The organism is Neobacillus cucumis (assembly GCF_023715505.1).
In genome coordinates, this window is record NZ_JAMBOH010000005.1 from 181455 (window position 1) to 199369 (window position 17915).

Annotated in this window: 14 protein-coding genes; 1 reads left to right on the forward strand and 13 read right to left on the reverse strand. The window is 40.3% G+C overall.

Annotation, left to right across the window (positions count from 1 at the left end):
• Positions 1 to 53: 53 nt before the first annotated feature.
• The 13 genes from pknB to M3226_RS09965 all read right to left on the reverse strand — a co-directional run bounded on the left by pknB (position 54) and on the right by M3226_RS09965 (position 15835).
• The gene (pknB, locus tag M3226_RS09905; protein ID WP_285857790.1) at positions 54 to 2135 is read right to left on the reverse strand and encodes a Stk1 family PASTA domain-containing Ser/Thr kinase; all 2082 of its coding nucleotides are present in this window, start codon (positions 2133 to 2135) and stop codon (positions 54 to 56) included.
• A complete protein-coding gene (locus tag M3226_RS09910; protein ID WP_251564861.1) occupies positions 2136 to 2888 on the reverse strand; it encodes a Stp1/IreP family PP2C-type Ser/Thr phosphatase in 753 nt (250 codons plus the stop codon).
• A 4-nt stretch (positions 2889 to 2892) separates the two neighbouring features.
• Positions 2893 to 3984 carry a 23S rRNA (adenine(2503)-C(2))-methyltransferase RlmN gene (gene rlmN / locus M3226_RS09915; protein ID WP_251564863.1) on the reverse strand — a complete coding sequence of 364 codons (1092 nt, stop codon included), beginning with the start codon at positions 3982 to 3984 and terminating at the stop codon, positions 2893 to 2895.
• Between the two features lie 44 nt (positions 3985 to 4028).
• Positions 4029 to 5375, reverse strand: coding sequence for a 16S rRNA (cytosine(967)-C(5))-methyltransferase RsmB (rsmB, locus tag M3226_RS09920; RefSeq protein ID WP_251564865.1), 1347 nt, complete (start codon positions 5373 to 5375; stop codon positions 4029 to 4031).
• Between the two features lies 1 nt (position 5376).
• A complete protein-coding gene (gene fmt, locus M3226_RS09925) occupies positions 5377 to 6318 on the reverse strand; it encodes a methionyl-tRNA formyltransferase (protein WP_251564867.1) in 942 nt (313 codons plus the stop codon).
• Entirely contained in the window at positions 6315 to 6800 is a 486-nt protein-coding gene (gene def, locus M3226_RS09930; protein ID WP_251564869.1) for a peptide deformylase, read from the reverse strand. The genes fmt and def overlap by 4 nt, the downstream gene beginning before the upstream one ends.
• A gap of 287 nt (positions 6801 to 7087) precedes the next feature.
• The gene (priA, locus tag M3226_RS09935; RefSeq protein ID WP_251564871.1) at positions 7088 to 9499 is read right to left on the reverse strand and encodes a primosomal protein N'; all 2412 of its coding nucleotides are present in this window, start codon (positions 9497 to 9499) and stop codon (positions 7088 to 7090) included.
• A complete protein-coding gene (gene coaBC / locus M3226_RS09940) occupies positions 9486 to 10709 on the reverse strand; it encodes a bifunctional phosphopantothenoylcysteine decarboxylase/phosphopantothenate--cysteine ligase CoaBC (RefSeq protein WP_251564873.1) in 1224 nt (407 codons plus the stop codon). The genes priA and coaBC overlap by 14 nt, the downstream gene beginning before the upstream one ends.
• Before the next feature lie 194 nt (positions 10710 to 10903).
• Positions 10904 to 11122, reverse strand: coding sequence for a DNA-directed RNA polymerase subunit omega (gene rpoZ / locus M3226_RS09945; RefSeq protein WP_098528793.1), 219 nt, complete (start codon positions 11120 to 11122; stop codon positions 10904 to 10906).
• A 1-nt stretch (position 11123) separates the two neighbouring features.
• A complete protein-coding gene (gene gmk / locus M3226_RS09950; protein WP_251564875.1) occupies positions 11124 to 11738 on the reverse strand; it encodes a guanylate kinase in 615 nt (204 codons plus the stop codon).
• A gap of 12 nt (positions 11739 to 11750) precedes the next feature.
• Positions 11751 to 12014, reverse strand: coding sequence for an extracellular matrix/biofilm regulator RemA (remA, locus tag M3226_RS09955; protein WP_098528797.1), 264 nt, complete (start codon positions 12012 to 12014; stop codon positions 11751 to 11753).
• A gap of 60 nt (positions 12015 to 12074) precedes the next feature.
• The gene (locus M3226_RS09960; RefSeq protein ID WP_251564877.1) at positions 12075 to 12950 is read right to left on the reverse strand and encodes a YicC/YloC family endoribonuclease; all 876 of its coding nucleotides are present in this window, start codon (positions 12948 to 12950) and stop codon (positions 12075 to 12077) included.
• 206 nt (positions 12951 to 13156) lie between these two features.
• A complete protein-coding gene (locus M3226_RS09965; protein ID WP_251564879.1) occupies positions 13157 to 15835 on the reverse strand; it encodes a calcium-translocating P-type ATPase, SERCA-type in 2679 nt (892 codons plus the stop codon).
• A gap of 163 nt (positions 15836 to 15998) precedes the next feature.
• Here M3226_RS09965 and M3226_RS09970 point away from each other — a divergent pair, with 163 nt between their 5' ends.
• Complete coding sequence (locus tag M3226_RS09970; RefSeq protein ID WP_251564881.1) at positions 15999 to 17708, forward strand: Rqc2 family fibronectin-binding protein; 1710 nt, start codon at positions 15999 to 16001, stop codon at positions 17706 to 17708.
• Positions 17709 to 17915: the final 207 nt, after the last annotated feature.

The following is a 17915-nucleotide window of genomic DNA, read 5'->3' on the forward strand; positions in this document are numbered from 1 at the left end:
TTTAAAATCTACACGAATTTTATCCATCTTATTCAGGATCAGCGTAATACTAATTATTCTGCCGTTGTGTCAGTCGCTGTGTCCGTAGTTGTACCAGTATTGGTTTCTGAAGTTGTTTCTGAAGTTGTTTCTGATGTTGATTCTGTTGTAGTTTCTGAATCTACATCTGAATAGTTTTTATTTTCATCGATAATCACCTTGTTATCACGAATGACTTTGTAACCGGCCTTCTTGCCATATGGAATCATTAATTTAATTTGCCTTTTCGTATTTTCCGTAATATAAAAGGTATCAGCAGGTTCAGTCATACTGTGGTTCATATCCTCAATATAAATGTTCACAAGTTGTTTCTGACCTAGCTCCCCTGGTACAACTGGCTCATAAGGAATGGTTAATTCAATAATCACTTCTTTAGGCGGTTTATCTTCTTTCCCCTTTGAAATGACTACCTTAACCTTGTCACCTTTTTCTAATTCAGTCCCTGCAGCTGGATTCTGAGAAATTACCATTCCAGCAGGAACTTTTTCATCGTATTTTTCCTCAGCTGCATCTAAGGATAGACCTACCAAGGAGGCGTAGTCTTGTGCCATTTTTAAATTGTATTGAGTTAAATCTTTCAAGACAATTTTTTCCGGCCCTTTACTGACTTCAAATTCAAGGATTGTTTCTTCTGGAATAACCTTTTCTCCGCCGGATGGATCTTGACTAAGAATTGTCCCAGGTTCGCTGTCATCCGTTTGTTCCATTTTTTTTATATCTTTAAATCCTTGCTCTTCAAGTAAACGAATAACATCCTCATACTGCCTTCCAACATAATCGGATAATTCATATTTCTCTTTACCTGTACTGACATAAATGGTTATCTTTGAATTTTCTTTTACAGCACTTCCACTTTCAGGGACAGTCTTTATTATATTCCCCGCTTTTACATTTTCATCCGTAATTTCAACTTGATTACCGGCTGCTAATCCGTTTAACTTAAGTTTGGAAATCCCATCATCTAAGGTCATCCCGCTTATGTCTGGTACTTTTACATCTTTAGGAGCTAACAAACTTGGTAAAAAGGTAAAAGTTAATATAGCAAGAATGACTAGAACAAAAAAAGTAGATATTAAAACAATCGGCCACTTTTTCCGCTTTTTTGTGTTTGTTTTTCCTTTATTCGACGTATCTTTCTGGTTATTCGCTGTTTTTTCATTACTATGGACCATTGTTTCATCCAAATTTTTTAAGGGTTGGTGATTTGTGATAACTGGAATTGCTTTTGTAGCATCATCATCGACTGGAATGGTAAACTTCAATTCATCCATTCGCTCTGGATTAAGGGCCGTACGCAGATCGTCCTCCATTTCATCTACACTATTATAACGATGAAAGGGGTCCTTTGCGGTAGCCTTTAAGACAATATTCTCAACACTTTGCGGGATGTTTGGATTCCATCTTCTGACAGAAGGGGTTTCCGACTGAAGGTGCTTTAGAGCAATCGACACCGCTGACTCCCCAGAAAATGGAAGCCTGCCTGTCAATAGTTCAAACATGACGATCCCTAGTGAATAAATATCGGACTTTCCGTTAGCCATGCCACCTCGTGCTTGTTCAGGTGATAAGTAATGCACGGAACCTAAGACTGAATTAGTCTGCGTGATACTTGTTGCACTAAGTGCCATTGCAATACCAAAATCCGTGATTTTCACGTTACCTTCGTGGTCAACCAAAATATTATGCGGTTTTATATCACGATGGATAATATGGTTTTGATGGGCATGCGAGATAGCTGACGTAAGCTGTCTCATAATTCCAATGGTATCTTCCACTCGAAGTGGTGAATTTTGCTGTATGTATTGTTTCAACGTCTGACCATCTACAAATTCCATCACAATATAATAAAGATCATTTTCTTCGCCAACGTCATAAATACTTACAATATTTGGATGTGCAAGACTTGTTGCTGATTGTGCCTCTCGGCGGAATCGGCGAATAAATTCTTCATCATTGGCAAAATCCAGTCGAAGCATTTTCACCGCAACATCTCGGTCAAGGATCATATCATGGGCCAAGTAGACATTGGCCATGCCTCCTCCGCCAATCATATCCAATATTTTATAGCGGCCACTTAATCTTTTTCCAATCAACATCTAAACATCATCCTCGCGTGTTTCAGAAAACTCAACAATAGCCAGTGTAATGTTATCCTCTCCGCCATTTTCATTTGCAAGTAAGATAAGGGTGTCTGCTTTTTGCTGTAAATTCCCATCATTTTGCAATAGTTCCATCATCTCTGCTTCATTGACTTTATTGGATAAACCATCGGAACAAAGTAAAAGGATGTCTCCTTCTTCAAAAATAATTGTCTTGATATCTATTTCGACTGTTTTTTCCGTCCCTAATGCCCGTAATAAAACATTCTTCCGTGGATGATGTTCGGCATCCTCTTTTGATATTTGTCCGGATCTAACTAGTTCATTAACAAGGGAATGGTCTTCGGTAATCTGTTTAAAGCCGGATTCGTTGAGCAAATAACCTCTGCTGTCACCAATATTGGCAATGGTAGCAAAAGTGTCCGTGGTAATGGCAGCAACAATCGTTGTCCCCATCCCGTCACATTCAGAGTTATTGGTTGCATGGTCTAATAATAATAGATTGACCTTCTTAATTTGCTCCTTAAGCCAGCTCTCAGCATCACCGGCCGTATTAATCCCACTTGCTGCTTCCCATTTTGTTTTTAAAGCACTGATTGTCATCTCACTTGCTACGTCACCAGCACGGTGACCGCCCATCCCATCGGCTACAATGGCGAGGCGGAAACCGTCCCTATTTCTAAATATACCACCTGCATCTTCATTATGAAGACGCACTCTCCCTCTATCTGTCTGGAATACGGCTTTCATCCCTTCACCTCGTCTCTTCCTTCCGCTCCTTTGCACGAAGTTGTCCACATGCTGCAGCAATATCTGACCCCTGCTCCCGGCGGATAGTTACATTAACACCTAAGTTTTTCAATGTTTTTTCAAAAGCAAATATTTTATCCCTTGGTGTACGAACATAATCCCTTTCTGGTACATAGTTAACAGGAATTAAATTTACGTGACATTTTAGCCCTTTTAAGAGGGCTGCTAATTCTTCAGCATGTTCTGTTGAATCATTTACACCACCAAAAAGGCCGTATTCAAAACTAATACGTCGACCTGTCTTATCGATATAATACCGTACTGCTTTCATTAAGTCATCAAGATTATATGCCTTATTAATTGGCATTAATCTAGAACGAAGTTCAGTATTTGGTGCATGCAGTGAAATGGCAAAATTAATTTGCGTATTTTCATCTGCAAATTGATAGATTTTTGGAACGATTCCACTGGTCGAAACCGTAATATGGCGTGCTCCAATATTCAATGCTTTATCGTGATTGATAATTTTTAAAAAGGCTAACATGTTGTCGTAATTATCAAACGGCTCGCCAATCCCCATGATGACCACAGAGTCTACCCGCTCCTCAGTTTCATCCAAGGCTTGTTGTACCTTGACAACTTGAGCAACAATTTCTCCTGCTTCAAGATGTCTTTTTAACCCACCGAGAGTCGAGGCACAAAAAGTACAGCCGATTCGGCAGCCTACCTGTGTCGTGACGCAAACCGAATTCCCATAATCATGTCTCATAAGCACCGTTTCAATTGAGTAGCCATCATGAAGCTCAAATAAGAATTTAATGGTCCCATCTGTAGAAGTTTGCTGGATAATCGTATTCAATGTAGTAATCTGAAAATGTTCATCAAGCTTTTCCCGCAGGCCCTTTGATAAATTGTTCATATCCTCAAAAGAGGTGATTCTTTTTTTATAGAGCCAATCGAAAATTTGCTCGGCACGGAATGACTTTTCACCATTCTCTGATAACCAGTTTTTTAATTCTTCCAGCTGAAGGGAGTAAATTGATTTTTTCTTAATGTCCATTGTTGTTTTTGTCTCAGTTGTATTTAATTGTTCCAACTGTTACACCTTCTTTCTATTGTCTAGCTCGAGCGCCCAGGCGCTTACGATTTTCTTAAAACAGCAATATAAAAACCATCGGAGCCAATATCCTGTGGAAAAATTTGCAAGTCAAAACCTGTAATTAATGGTTGAATTGCTTCAGGCATCCTGTTTTTAAAAGTGGTATCACCCTCGAACTCCGGATGATTCTCTAAAAACGTCTTAACTGTCTGTTCATTTTCTGCTTTATCTACTGTACAAGTACTATAGACAAGAATACCGCCTTTTTTTAGGAGCGGGGTAACCGACTCTAATAGGTCTTGCTGAATACTGCTTAAACGTTCTATGTCTTGTTCAGTTTTGGTATATTTCATGTCAGGCTTTCTTCTCATTACCCCAAGTCCAGAACAAGGCGCATCGAGAAGTATTCGGTCGAATGATTCAAACTTGAACTTTTCCTGTAAATGTCTAGAATCTGCAACACTTGTAATGATATTTGATAACCCTAATCGCTTGGCATTATCATTGATAAATCTTACTTTGTGCTGATGAAGGTCAACCGATATCACTTCACCCGTATTTTTCATTTTTTCAGCAATATGGGTACTTTTCCCGCCCGGCGCTGCACATGCATCGAGAATATATTCATCTTCCATTGCACCCAATGCATAGGCAGCCAGCATTGAACTTTCGTCTTGGATGGTGAACATTCCATAATTAAAGGATATCGTCGAAGCTAGATTCCCTTTTAATGACCTGATTGCTTCTGGGATAATAGGACTTTTCTCAATTTGAAATCCATCCTCTTCTAATAGGGAGACACACTCATCTCTAGAAATTTTGGTAAGATTGACTCTCGCCGTTTGCATTGGTGCAGTTAAATTAATTTCACACATTTCTTTCGTTTTATCATACCCAAATTGGTTAACCCATCTTGTAACAAGCCATACCGGGTGGCTGGTTTCAAGTGCTAATCTTTCAATTGGGTCGGCCACATCATTTAAGGATGGGAGCCCCTGCCGCTGGATATTTCTTAGCACGCCATTCACCAAACTGGCAATCCCTTTATGCCCGCGTTCTTTGGCAATTTCTACGGCTTCAAAAATAGCAGCCCGATCTGGTATTCGATCGAGATAAACCATTTGATAGAGAGTTACTCTAAGTAAATGATGGATCCAATTGGCTAATTTTTTATTGTCTTTGATGAAAGGATGTAAGTAGAAGTCTAGGGCCATTCGTCTTTGCAATGTTCCATACGTTAGTTCTGTTAGTAATCCAATATCTACTGCGGATAATTGGTTTTTTTCAATGGTGCTGTTAAGAAGTAAATTGCTATAGGATTGGTTTTTTTCAATGGTCACTAAAAGATCCATTGCGATTGCACGTACATTTTTTTTCGTAGAGGTCATTTTATTCTCCTAGCTTACTGCCCAATGTAATTTTTGAACCAGCACCTCTTAAAAATTGTTCACTTTGCATTTTTGTTTTACCTGAAGGCTGTAGTTCAATAATTTTAATTGCTGTTTCATTTCCAGTTCCAACCGTGAAGCCATCTGATTCTATTTTTAAAATTGTCCCGGGATCACCCCTTAAACCAGCAACTTTTTCGGACTGCCAAATCTTTAAAACCTGACCATCCATGGTCGTAAACGCAACTGGCCATGGGTTTAACCCGCGGATATGGTTATAAATTTCCTCTCCCGCTTTTTCCCAATCAATCTTTTCCTGTTCGCGTTTAATGTTGGTGGCAAATGTCGCTTCTGCCTCGTTTTGGGGCTTAGGGGTAAGACGACCTGCCAATAAAAGAGGCAGGGTTTCCGATAACAGGTCAGCCCCAGCTTTACTTAACTTTTTAAAAAGAGTCCCAACATTATCATCATCGCTAATTGGTACTTCTACACTCGTTAAGATATCACCAGCATCCAATTTCTCGACCATATACATAATGGTGACGCCAGTCTTCTTTTTCCCTTGCATAATCGCATAATGGATTGGCGCACCGCCGCGAAGTTCAGGTAACAAGGAAGCATGAACATTAATGCAGCCGAATTTTGGAGCATCTAACAGTTTCTTAGGTAAAATTTGCCCAAAAGCAGCTGTTATAATTAAATCTGGCTTTAATGCTAAAATTTTGGCGAGCTCCCCTTCTTGGCGAATCTTTTCTGGTTGGTAGACCGGGATACCGTGTTTGACCGCTTCAACTTTTACAGGGGGAGCAGTTAACACTTTCTTTCTCCCGACAGGCCGGTCAGGCTGAGTTACTACTCCTATCACCTCATAACCATCTTTAATGATTTGCTGTAAAACAGGCACTGAAAAATCTGGGGTACCCATAAAAACTATTTTGGTCATTCACTTTCTACTCCTTTTAACTCTTCATCCTCAAGATATCTTGAAACTTTTGTGGTAAATAGAATACCGTCGAGATGGTCAATCTCATGTTGAACAGCTCTGGCTAAGAAACCTTCGGCCTCAAACGTATACTCTCTTCCTTTTCGGTCAAAAGCTCGAATCTTCACATAATTAGGTCGTGTAACCTCGCCATATAGTCCGGGAAAGCTGAGACAGCCTTCCGGGTCCGTTTGTTCTCCAGATGTTTCGATAACGCGCGGGTTAATCATTTCAATCGTGCCGTGTTCATCCTCTATATCCACAATCGCTATCCTGGCATCCAGTCCAATTTGCGGGGCAGCAAGTCCAACCCCATCAAATTCAATCATCGTATCATACATATCATCTAAGATACGTGCTAATTTCTTATCAAAACTCACTACTGCTTTGCAAGCTTTTTCTAGTATTTCAGCAGGGTGAATCACTATTTTTCTAATTGCCAATTTTGTTCCTCCAATATGCCCAAGCTTTTAGCTGTATATTTTATATTAATAATCTTTGAGAAATTTCCTTAAGCAGCGTCAAAGGCGCTTCCGCTTTTCTAGTTTGTTTAGCTGCAACGCTTAGGGGCTCAGAGGTCTACGGCCAATACGTCAAGAAAGTAAAATGCAACTTTCTCGCCTGCTCGTCTTATGCCTGTCGCCCCTAGTCAAGGCGCCTCTGCTTTTCTTATCATTTTCACCCAAAAACGAAAAACATAACCTTTTTCCAAATGTAATTTAAGTTAAGCCTACATTAAAATTACAGGATTTACATCGATAGAAACCTGAAGACCGCTTTTCGTATCCTTCTGATATTGATCAAGAATCGTTTTAAGGGTTTGAGTAAGGTTCGGTTCCCGCTTGTATTTTATCAAACATTGATAGCGATATCTATTATTTATCCTAGGGATGGATGAGGCTGCTGGTCCCAAAACAACAGCTTTATCTGAAACTTGTGAACGAATGTAGTTGACCATTTTCTCGGTTGCCGATACGACGTTGATCAGGTTTTCATGACTCACTGTAATTAGGGCTAAGTAATAGAATGGGGGATAATGATGCAGCTTGCGAATTAACATTTCCCGCTGATAAAATAAATCAAAGTCTTGACGCCCGGCAAGCTCAATACTATAGTGCTCCGGTGTATAAGTTTGAATAACGACCTCACCTGGCAGTTGATGTCTTCCGGCTCGTCCGCTGACTTGTGTTAATAATTGAAACGTTTTTTCTGAAGCTCGGAAATCCGGTAAATGGAGCATCGTATCTGCTGAAAGGACGCCAACTAAGGTGATGTTTGGAAAATCCAGGCCTTTTGCAATCATTTGAGTCCCTAGTAAAATATCGGCTTTTCCATCTTTAAACTCACTGAGAAGCCTTTCATGTGCCCCTTTTCTTCCCGTCGTATCAACATCCATTCGAATGACCCTTGCCTCCGGGAGAATCTTCCCTAATTCTTCCTCCACTTTTTGTGTTCCGGTGCCAAAATAACGGATGTATTCACTATTACATTCAGGACAATTCTTCGGCACATTGCTCTCATAGCCGCAATAATGACATTTCATCTGTTCGTTCACACGGTGATAGGTAAGGGAAATATCGCAATTTGGACAGTTTACCACATAACCGCAATCTCTGCACATCACAAATGAGGAATGTCCCCGCTTATTTAAAAATAAAACCGTTTGCTGTTTTTTTTCGAGCCGATCCTGTAGCAATTCGAAAAGCTTCCGGGAGAACATGGAACGATTACCGTCACGAAGTTCTTCACGCATATCAATAATTTCGACAGCAGGAAGGTCCTGATTGTTCATTCGGTTAGGTAAAGATAAAAGCTGATATACCTTCTTTTGTGCTCTTGCAAAGGACTCAAGCGAAGGGGTAGCACTTCCAAGCACAACTGGACAGTTATATGTCTTAGCTCTTTCAATCGCAACATCTCTGGCGTGATAACGCGGCATCTCTTCCTGCTTATAACTGGTTTCGTGCTCTTCATCAATAATAATGATGCCAATGTTCTCAAAGGGTGCAAAAATAGCTGACCGAGCACCGACCACAACTTTTACTTCCTTACGCTGGATCTTGCGCCATTCATCATATTTTTCCCCTGCCGATAAACCGCTGTGTAAAACGGCTACTAAATCACCAAATCTTCCTTTAAAGCGATGGACCATTTGTGGAGTGAGTGCAATTTCCGGTACGAGAACAATCGCTTCTTGACCTTTTTCGATGACTTCCTGAATGGACTGTAAGTAGATTTCAGTTTTGCCGCTCCCCGTAACACCATAAAGCAAAAACACCTCATGAAGGCCCTTATCAATTGATTGAAGAATCGGCCCAATCGCCTGCGCTTGCGCATCTGTTAACGGCAGCGGCTTAGTTCGCTCAAATTTTCGATGTTCAAAGGGATCTCTATATACTTCTTTATCAAACTCTATCAATAATCTTTTTTCTACAAGGGCTTTTATCGTCGACCCTGAAGTTTTTAGCTCATCAATCAGGGTTTTTAATTCCACTTCATCATAATGCCTCAGAAAATACTGCAAAACTTGCCGTTGCTTTTCTGCCTTGGCCGGGATGGATTGGAGTGCTTCTTCTAATTCGTACTGGCTGACAGTTGGCCGAACAAACTTCCGGTGTTTTTTCCTTACACGTTCTTTTACAACATATACGACTTCTAAATGGCCGTTTGCAGCCTCACGCTGCAACATAGGACCAATCCCCAATTTTAATGCTTCTTCCCAGTCGAGTTCACCATCATTCTCAAAGAAAGCCTGCAACTTTGAGGGTAATTCAATGGCAGCCCTCCTGTTTGCAAGCCTTACTTTTTTTTCATATTTTGCTTTTAATGCTGCCGGCAGCATTACCTGAAAGGCAAAAATTTTAAAACAAAGCGTATTTTCAGTTAACCAGTTACCAAGTTCTAATAACTCCTGATTCAAGACCGGCTTTAAATCCATCGGCTCAATAATCTCTCTGAGCTTAGTCACTTCTGATTCTGTTTTTAACCCCACCACAAAGCCCTGGATATGTCTAGGGCCAAACGGGACAATGACCCTCATCCCTGGCTGAATGGTGCCCCTCCACTGTTCAGGAATTAAATAATCGAAAGCCCGGTCCGTTTGTTTTGTCGGTACATCGACTATTACACTAGCTATTTCCATGTGTTTTCATATCCTTCAATAGTGAAGTAATTTCTTCAATAATTTTAACGGCGACTTCGTTTTTTGACATCAGCGGCAAGCGGATGACCTCCCCGTACCGTTTAAATAGAGTGACAATGTTAGTATCGGTGCCAAAGCCAGCACCTTCCGTCTTTACATTGTTCGCGACAATCATATCTGCATTTTTATTGAGTAATTTTTTTTTCGCATATTCTTCAAGATGATCCGTCTCTGCTGCAAAACCAACTAGAAGCTGATTTGCTTTTCGCTTTCCTAGTTCAAAAAGGATATCATTTGTTCTTTCCAACTCAATGTTTGTGTCGCCTGCCTGCTTTTTCACCTTATGGTCAAAAGTAACCTTCGGACGATAATCGGCCACCGCCGCGGTCTTTATAACCACATCCGCTGTGTCGAAGTATTTCAAGACTGCTTGATACATATCCTCTGCACTTTCAACCTTTACAAGTTCTACCCCTTGAGGAGCGGATAGTGAAACAGGACCTGAAACCAATATGACTCGGGCTCCTTGTTTAACTGACTCTTCCGCTAATGCGTACCCCATTTTGCCAGATGAATGATTGGAAATAAATCGAACTGGATCTATTTTTTCACGGGTAGGCCCAGCCGTAATAATAACGGTTTTTCCCTTTAATTTTTTATTTTCTAGGTGATTAAAATAGTTTTGAATTAACATGACAATTTTTTCGGGTTCTTCAAGGCGGCCTTTTCCAACATAACCGCAGGCAAGGTATCCTTCACTAGGCTCAATAAATTGACAGCCAAACTCTGCTAATACCGCAAGGTTCTTTTTTACAGCTGGGTGGTCATACATATGTACATTCATGGCAGGGGCAATCCACACAGGTGTCGTGGCTGCAAGCAATGTGGTGGTAATCATATTATCGGCGATTCCACAGGCCAATTTGCCAATTGTATTAGCGGTAGCAGGGGCAACCAGAATTAAATCAGCCCAATCTGCTAAATCAATATGTGCAATCACATGCGGATTTTTCTCATCAAATGTGTCGATATACACATCATTTCGCGATAAGGCCTGAAAGGTTAAGGAGGTAACAAATTTTTCCGCTGATTCACTTAAGATGACTTTAACGTTAAACCCTGCTTGTACAAGCTTACTAGTAAGCGCTGCAGCTTTATAAACAGCGATTCCTCCTGTGACACATAATAGGATGTTCTGTTCCTTACTCATTTTTTTAGCCCCCACTCTTGTCCATTACTTTTTACTTTTTACTTTTATTATGCTAGAAAAAATTCTTTTTTTCATCTATTTCCACATGAAAAATCACGCAATATGCTTAAAGCAAAATAAAAAGGCTGACATACAGGTGATTTCCCTTTTGTCAGACCTTCTTTCATTTTATATTGTGACTTTGGGCCGTGTCATTAATCAGTAGCGGATTCTGCCTTTTTTGAAATCCGATAGGTTAGTTCACCACTATAAATTTCTTCTAATGCTTTTCCTACATATTTATAAGAAACATATTTAGGAAGTCTTTCATCTTTTACCTGAGACATGACGCGGGCGCGCTTAGCAGCAACAGATACAAGTGAATATTTCGAATCGATTTTTTCTAATAAGGAGTCAATAGACGGATATAACATATTATTCAACCTCCAGCAGTTTTTTATAGCGATATTCGACTCTTTCTCTACGGCAGTGCTCTGCCGTTACAATGGCTTTGACACGTTTGCAGGCGAGCTCCACCTGATCATTTTCCACTACATAATCATATAATTCCATCATTTCGATTTCCTCACGTGCAGTTAACATCCGATTTTGAATGATATCCTCGGTCTCGGTTCCTCTCGTAACAATTCTGTTCTTGAGTTCAGTTAAACTTGGCGGCATAAGGAAAATAAATAATCCCTCTGGAAACTTCTCGCGTACCTGACGGGCACCCTTCACTTCGATTTCTAAGAAAACATCTTTTCCAGCATCTAATGTTTGACGAACATAATCTACAGGCGTTCCATAATAGTTGCCAACAAATTCGGCATACTCCAATAACTTACCTTGCTCAATTAACTGTTCAAATTCCTCACGTGTTTTAAAGAAATAATCTACACCGTTGACTTCCCCTTCACGTGGAAGACGGGTGGTCATCGAAATGGAATATTCAAAATCGGTATCTGGATGTGAAAAAATCTCTTTTCGGACTGTTCCTTTCCCAACACCGGATGGTCCAGACAAAACAATCAGCAACCCTTTTTCCTGCATATTATGAAAATCCTACCCTTCATCAATAATATCATCACGGTCAGTTAAGCGATTGGCAACCGTCTCCGGCTGTACAGCTGATAGAATGACATGGTCACTATCCATTACAATAACAGCACGTGTCCGTCTGCCATAAGTAGCGTCAATTAACGATCCCCGATCCCTGGCATCTTGAATTATTCGTTTAATTGGCGCAGATTCCGGGCTGACAATGGAAATAATGCGATTGGCAGAAACGATATTACCAAATCCAATATTGATTAATTTAATCGACATGGTTACTCATCCAATCATTAATAATATATTTTGACCGTGTTAAACAGTTTCTAAACAAATCTATTCGATATTCTGAACCTGTTCCTTCAGCTTTTCAAGTAAACTTTTGATCTCAACGACTTTTTTAGCAATATTAGAATCATTTGCTTTTGAGCCGATGGTATTGGCCTCTCTGTTCATTTCCTGGACAAGAAAGTCCAACTTCCTGCCAATTGGCTCGTACTCATTTAAAGTTTGCAAGAATTGCTGAATATGGCTTCTTAGCCGAGTAATTTCTTCATTAATATCGGCTTTATCAGCAAAAACTGCTACTTCTGTTAAAATTCTCGTTTCATCTAATTGTCCATTAACAAACTCTTGCATTCTCTTGGTCAAACGCTCCTTAAAGGCTTGAACAACCAGAGGAGCAAATTTCTGAAGCTCTGTTACATTTGTTTCAATTTGAGCAGTGATCGCAAGTAAATCTTTTTTTAATTCATCCCCTTCTGCTATCCGCATTTGCTTTAACAGCAGCACAGCCTCCTCAGTGGCTGTAAGGACAAGCTTTTCGATTTCTTCATTACCCGCTTCACTTTCTTCAATATGTAAAAGTTCGGTTCGATTGAGCAAATCTTGAAGGGTGATGTCCCCTTCAATTCCGTATTTACTTTTGGCTTCATTAATAAACACAAAATATTCTTCAATCAGCTTCCAATCCACCTGTATCTTCCTTGAAACAATCCCTTCACCATCAACACTCACATACACTTCCACCCGTCCGCGGCGAATATGCTGGCTTAAGATCTTTTTGAGTTTATCTTCTATTTTTAAAAGTTGTCGTGGCATGCGGATATTCATTTCAGAAAATCGGTGGTTTACAGTTTTTATTTCGACATTCACCGAAAATGCCGCTGACTCTGTTTTGCCTCTGCCAAAGCCTGTCATACTAATAACCATCACGTACACATCCAATCTTAGATAATGATCGGCTCTTTATTTTTCAGGCTGTTAAACTAGGATGTTGATTTCCGTTCCAGACGCTCGCCTTCCGCTCCAATCAACATCGTTATAATAAAATCAACAATAGGATTTACACAGCCATTTTTTTAAAATAACAAAAGGTAATAGAATGAGTTCTATCACCTTTTGGATTATATCATACTTTATTTTGTTTTTCTTAACAAAAATGATCCTGCTAGTAAAAAAGTTGGTACAGATGATAATCCTAAAATTAACAGCCAATCTTTTGCTGCAATAGGAAGTGTGTGAAAAATTGGCTGTAAAGGCGGATAATAAATAGCTACTAGCATTAATAATAAAGATGAAATGACCGCCCAGACTAGATATTGATTCCCAAACGGGTTTCTTGAAAGGACTGATCTTTCACTGCGGCAGTCAAAAACATGGATCAGCTGAGCCATAACAAGCGTTGCGAATGCAACGGTCTGTGCGTATGGCAGTTGACTTGGATCATTATGATACACAATCATGAACGCCAAAAGTGTAACTAGCCCGATTAGGAATCCACGCGAGACAACTTTCCAGCCAAGACCGCGCGAGAATACCCCCTCATTAGGACTGCGTGGACCACGTTTCATTACATTTTCCTCGGGTTGATCCAGTCCCAATGCCATCGCTGGCAGACCGTCAGTTACTAAGTTCACCCAAAGGATCTGAATTGGTACAAGTGGCAGCGGCAATGCCAATAGCATCGCAAATAGCATGACTAAAATCTCACCGACATTAGAAGCAAGTAAGTAGCGGACAAATTTACGAATATTTTCGTAAATATTTCTTCCTTCCTTAATAGCTACTTTAATGGTAGCAAAATTATCATCCAATAATACTAGTGCAGAAGCTTCTTTTGCAACATCAGTACCTGTGATCCCCATAGCAACACCGATATCAGCAGCCTTAATAGCAGGAGCATCATTGACTCCATCACCTGTCATGGCAACAATATGTCCTCTATTCTGCAGTGCTTTAACGATTTTTAACTTATGTTCCGGAGACACCCTCGCAAACACCGAGACATCTTCCACAACGTCTTCAAGTTCTTCTACAGACATTTCAGCTAGTGTTTTTCCTTCGAGCACTTTACTCTTCTTAGTCAAAATCCCAAGTTGAGATGCAATTGCTTTGGCAGTAATCACGTGGTCGCCTGTAATCATTACTGTTTTTATGCCGGCCTCTTTACATTCTTTTACAGCTGCTCTAACTTCAGGTCTTGGCGGATCAATCATGCCTTGGACGCCAATGAAGGTTAATTTTTTTTCTGCCTCATGGTCACTTAAGATGATGGTACCGGCCGGAATTGGCTTATAAGCTATCGCAATGGTTCTTAATGCCTGTGAAGCAAGTCCATTAATTGCATCCTGTACCTTGCTTTGCGTTTCCTTACTTAAGTATTGTGTTCTCTCATCCCATAATATCGACTCACAGATCCCTAGCACGACATCCGGTGCACCCTTGGTGACAATAAAGTGCCGTTCCTGTTTGTCTTTGACGTGAATACTCATCATTTTCCTGGTGGAGTCAAACGGGAATTCATTAACGATTGTAAAATCTTCTAATAGTTTGGTCCGGTCAAAGCCAGCTTTCATCGCACTAACCAGCAATGCCCCTTCAGTTGGATCTCCGTCAAGGATATAATCGTCATCTTTCACGGCCAGTTCTGAATGGTTGCACAACATACCAAAGATTAGCATTTGCTGTAACGACTTCTCATCCCTAGGATGGACATTTTGTTCATCTCGATAAAAATTCCCTTGTGGCTGGTAGCCGACGCCGTCGACCGTCCACGTGTTCCCACCGCTCCACAAATGGGTAACGGTCATTTTATTTTGCGTCATTGTTCCAGTTTTGTCCGAACAAATCACCGACGCACACCCCAGCGTTTCAACAGCCGGAAGTTTCCTGACGATGGCATTTTTCTTAATCATTTTTTGAACACCTAATGATAAAGCGACGGTCACAATTGCCGGAAGCCCTTCTGGTATCGCTGCGACCGCTAATGAGACACCTGCCAAGAACATCTCATATAATTCATGTCCCTGTAATACTCCGACAATTACTACTAAAACCGTTAGTAACAAAGCCACGGTAATTAATATTTTGCCAAGCTGCTCTAGACGCCGCTGCAGTGGTGTATCCTGGGACTCAGCATTTTGCAGTAAATCAGCAATCTGGCCCATCGCTGTTTTCATACCAGTTGCGATGACAACACCTAACCCGCTTCCCCTCGTAATCATCGTCCCCATAAAAGCGATATTTTCCATATCACCGATGCCTGGATTTGGGTTGCTTAATGGTTCGATATGTTTAGCAACGGGAACTGACTCACCCGTCAGCGCTGATTCTTCAATTTCTAAGCTCTTTGATTCAATAATTCGGACATCTGCACCAATTCGATCTCCGCTTGCAAACTTGATGATATCGCCAATGACAATTTCTTTTGATGGAATCTTAATCCATTGTCCATCACGTAGTACGGATACCTGTGGGGCCGATAACTCTTTTAAAGCCTGGAGTGATCTTTCCGCCCTCCGTTCCTGGTAGAAGCCCAGACATCCGTTAATAATGACAATCGCAATAATCGCAATGGCATCGATATACTCGCCCAGCAAGCCTGAAATCAAGGTTGCAGCTAACAGCACTAATACCATAAAATCTTTAAATTGGCTGAAAAATAAGAGTAAAGCCGATTGCTTTTCTCCCTCTTCTAATTCATTTAATCCGTGCTGTTTTACTCTTTTCTTTACTTCTTCCTGTGATAATCCAGAAGAAAAGTCGGTTTCTAGAGCCTTTTCTACTTGATCTAGCTTCATTTCATGGAATTTCATCCGACCATCTCACTTCCCCCTTTTATAGACTTGCTCTAAGGAAAGCTTATTCAGGGTCGTCCAAAAAAATGCTAGATGAAAATGTGATTGATGGGTAAATTAAGACAGATTTTAGCCAGATAGGATATAATTGAAACATAGCTTCTAGAAAAGGATGTTTTCCATGTCATTTGATGGTTTATTTACAAAAGCAATGGTTGATGAATTGGTTCGTTCCCTCAAGGGAGGACGGATTAACAAAGTCCATCAGCCTTATAAAAATGAAGTAATTCTGACGATTCGCGCAAACGGAGTCAATAAAAAATTATTATTATCAGCTCACCCAAGCTATGCAAGGGTCCAATTCACCAATGAAGCCTACGATAATCCAAGTGAACCGCCAATGTTCTGTATGCTGCTTAGAAAGCATATTGAAGGACATATATTAGAGGATTTGTATCAGGTTGATAATGACCGGATCATTGTGTTTGAAATTAAAGGCCGAAATGAAATTGGTGATATCAGCTACAAACAATTAATTATCGAAATTATGGGACGCCATAGCAATATTGTTTTAGTTGATAAGACACGCAATATCATTCTCGATAGCATTAAGCACGTTTCTTTTGCTGTAAACAGCCATAGAGCCATTCTCCCTGGCCAGCCTTATATTAACCCGCCAGAACAACATAAGGTCAATCCATTTACTGCTGTTGAAGAGGATGTGTTAAAAAAGATAGATTTTATGGGTGGTAAACTGGACCGCCAGCTCGTTGAACACTTCGGAGGTATTTCACCGCTTTTGGCAAAGGAAGTTATCTTTGAGAGCGGGTTAGCCAATCGTTCAACAGTGCCAGCAACATTTGTAAGACTAATGAAAAAAATAAGCTCTGGTGATATTGCTCCCTCTATCATGAATTCCAATGGAAAAGAATTATTTTATTTATTCCCGCTTGAACATATAAAAGGAGAAGTAAAAACTTTTTCAACCCTTAGTGAAATGCTCGACCGATTTTATTTCGGCAAAGCAGAACGTGACCGTGTGAAACAGCAGGGAAATGATATTGAGAGATTTATCACCAATGAAAAGGAAAAGAATGAGAAGAAAATTGACAAACTCCAACGTACATTGGAAGATGCAGAGAAAGCAGACAAGTTTCAACTTTACGGAGAGTTGTTAACTGCAAATCTATATGCGGCAAAAAAAGGGATGAAAGAAATCGAGGTTCTTAATTATTATGATGAAAACAGTGGAATGCTTGTTATTCCACTCGACCCTAGAAAGACACCATCTGAAAATGCCCAAAAGTATTTTTCCAAATATCAAAAAGCGAAAAATTCCATCTCGATAGTGGTTGAGCAGATTGACAAGGCCCGAGAGGAAGCAGCCTATTTTGATAATTTGCTCCAACAGGTCCAAACAGCCTCTCCTAAAGATCTTCAAGAAATCCGAGAGGAACTAGTTGAGGGCGGATATATCCGTGAACGGCAAAAAAGGAACGGGAAAAAACTTCAGAATAGCAAGCCGGTACTGGATCATTTTGTTGCGTCTGATGGAACAGAAATCATTGTAGGGAAAAATAATAAACAAAACGATTACCTAACTAATAAACTCGCAGCGCGTGATGAAATTTGGCTTCATACAAAGGATATTCCAGGGTCACACGTAGTTATCCGCAGTAAGGATCCTTCAGATGAAACGATTCTTGAAGCTGCAAATTTAGCGGCCTATTATAGTAAAGCTCGTGATTCCGGTTCTGTGCCTGTCGACTACACAAAAGTCCGTCATGTGAAAAAACCGAGTGGAGCAAAGCCTGGATTCGTCATTTATGATAATCAACAAACGGTTTATGTGACTCCAGATGAGGAAATGGTTTTAAAATTAAAGAAATAATAAGAAAAGCGGAAGCGCCTTGGTCAGCCCCGACAAGCATAAGACAAGCCGGCCGAAAGGTTGCTTTTTAACCTTTTGGACGGATTGGCTTATGACCTCGAGGGGCTAGGCGCTGGAGCTAGACAATTCTAAAAGTAAAAATCTTTTATACTTTCTAAACAAATAAAAGTGGGGAGCCATCATACGATTTGGCTCCCCTCATTGGTT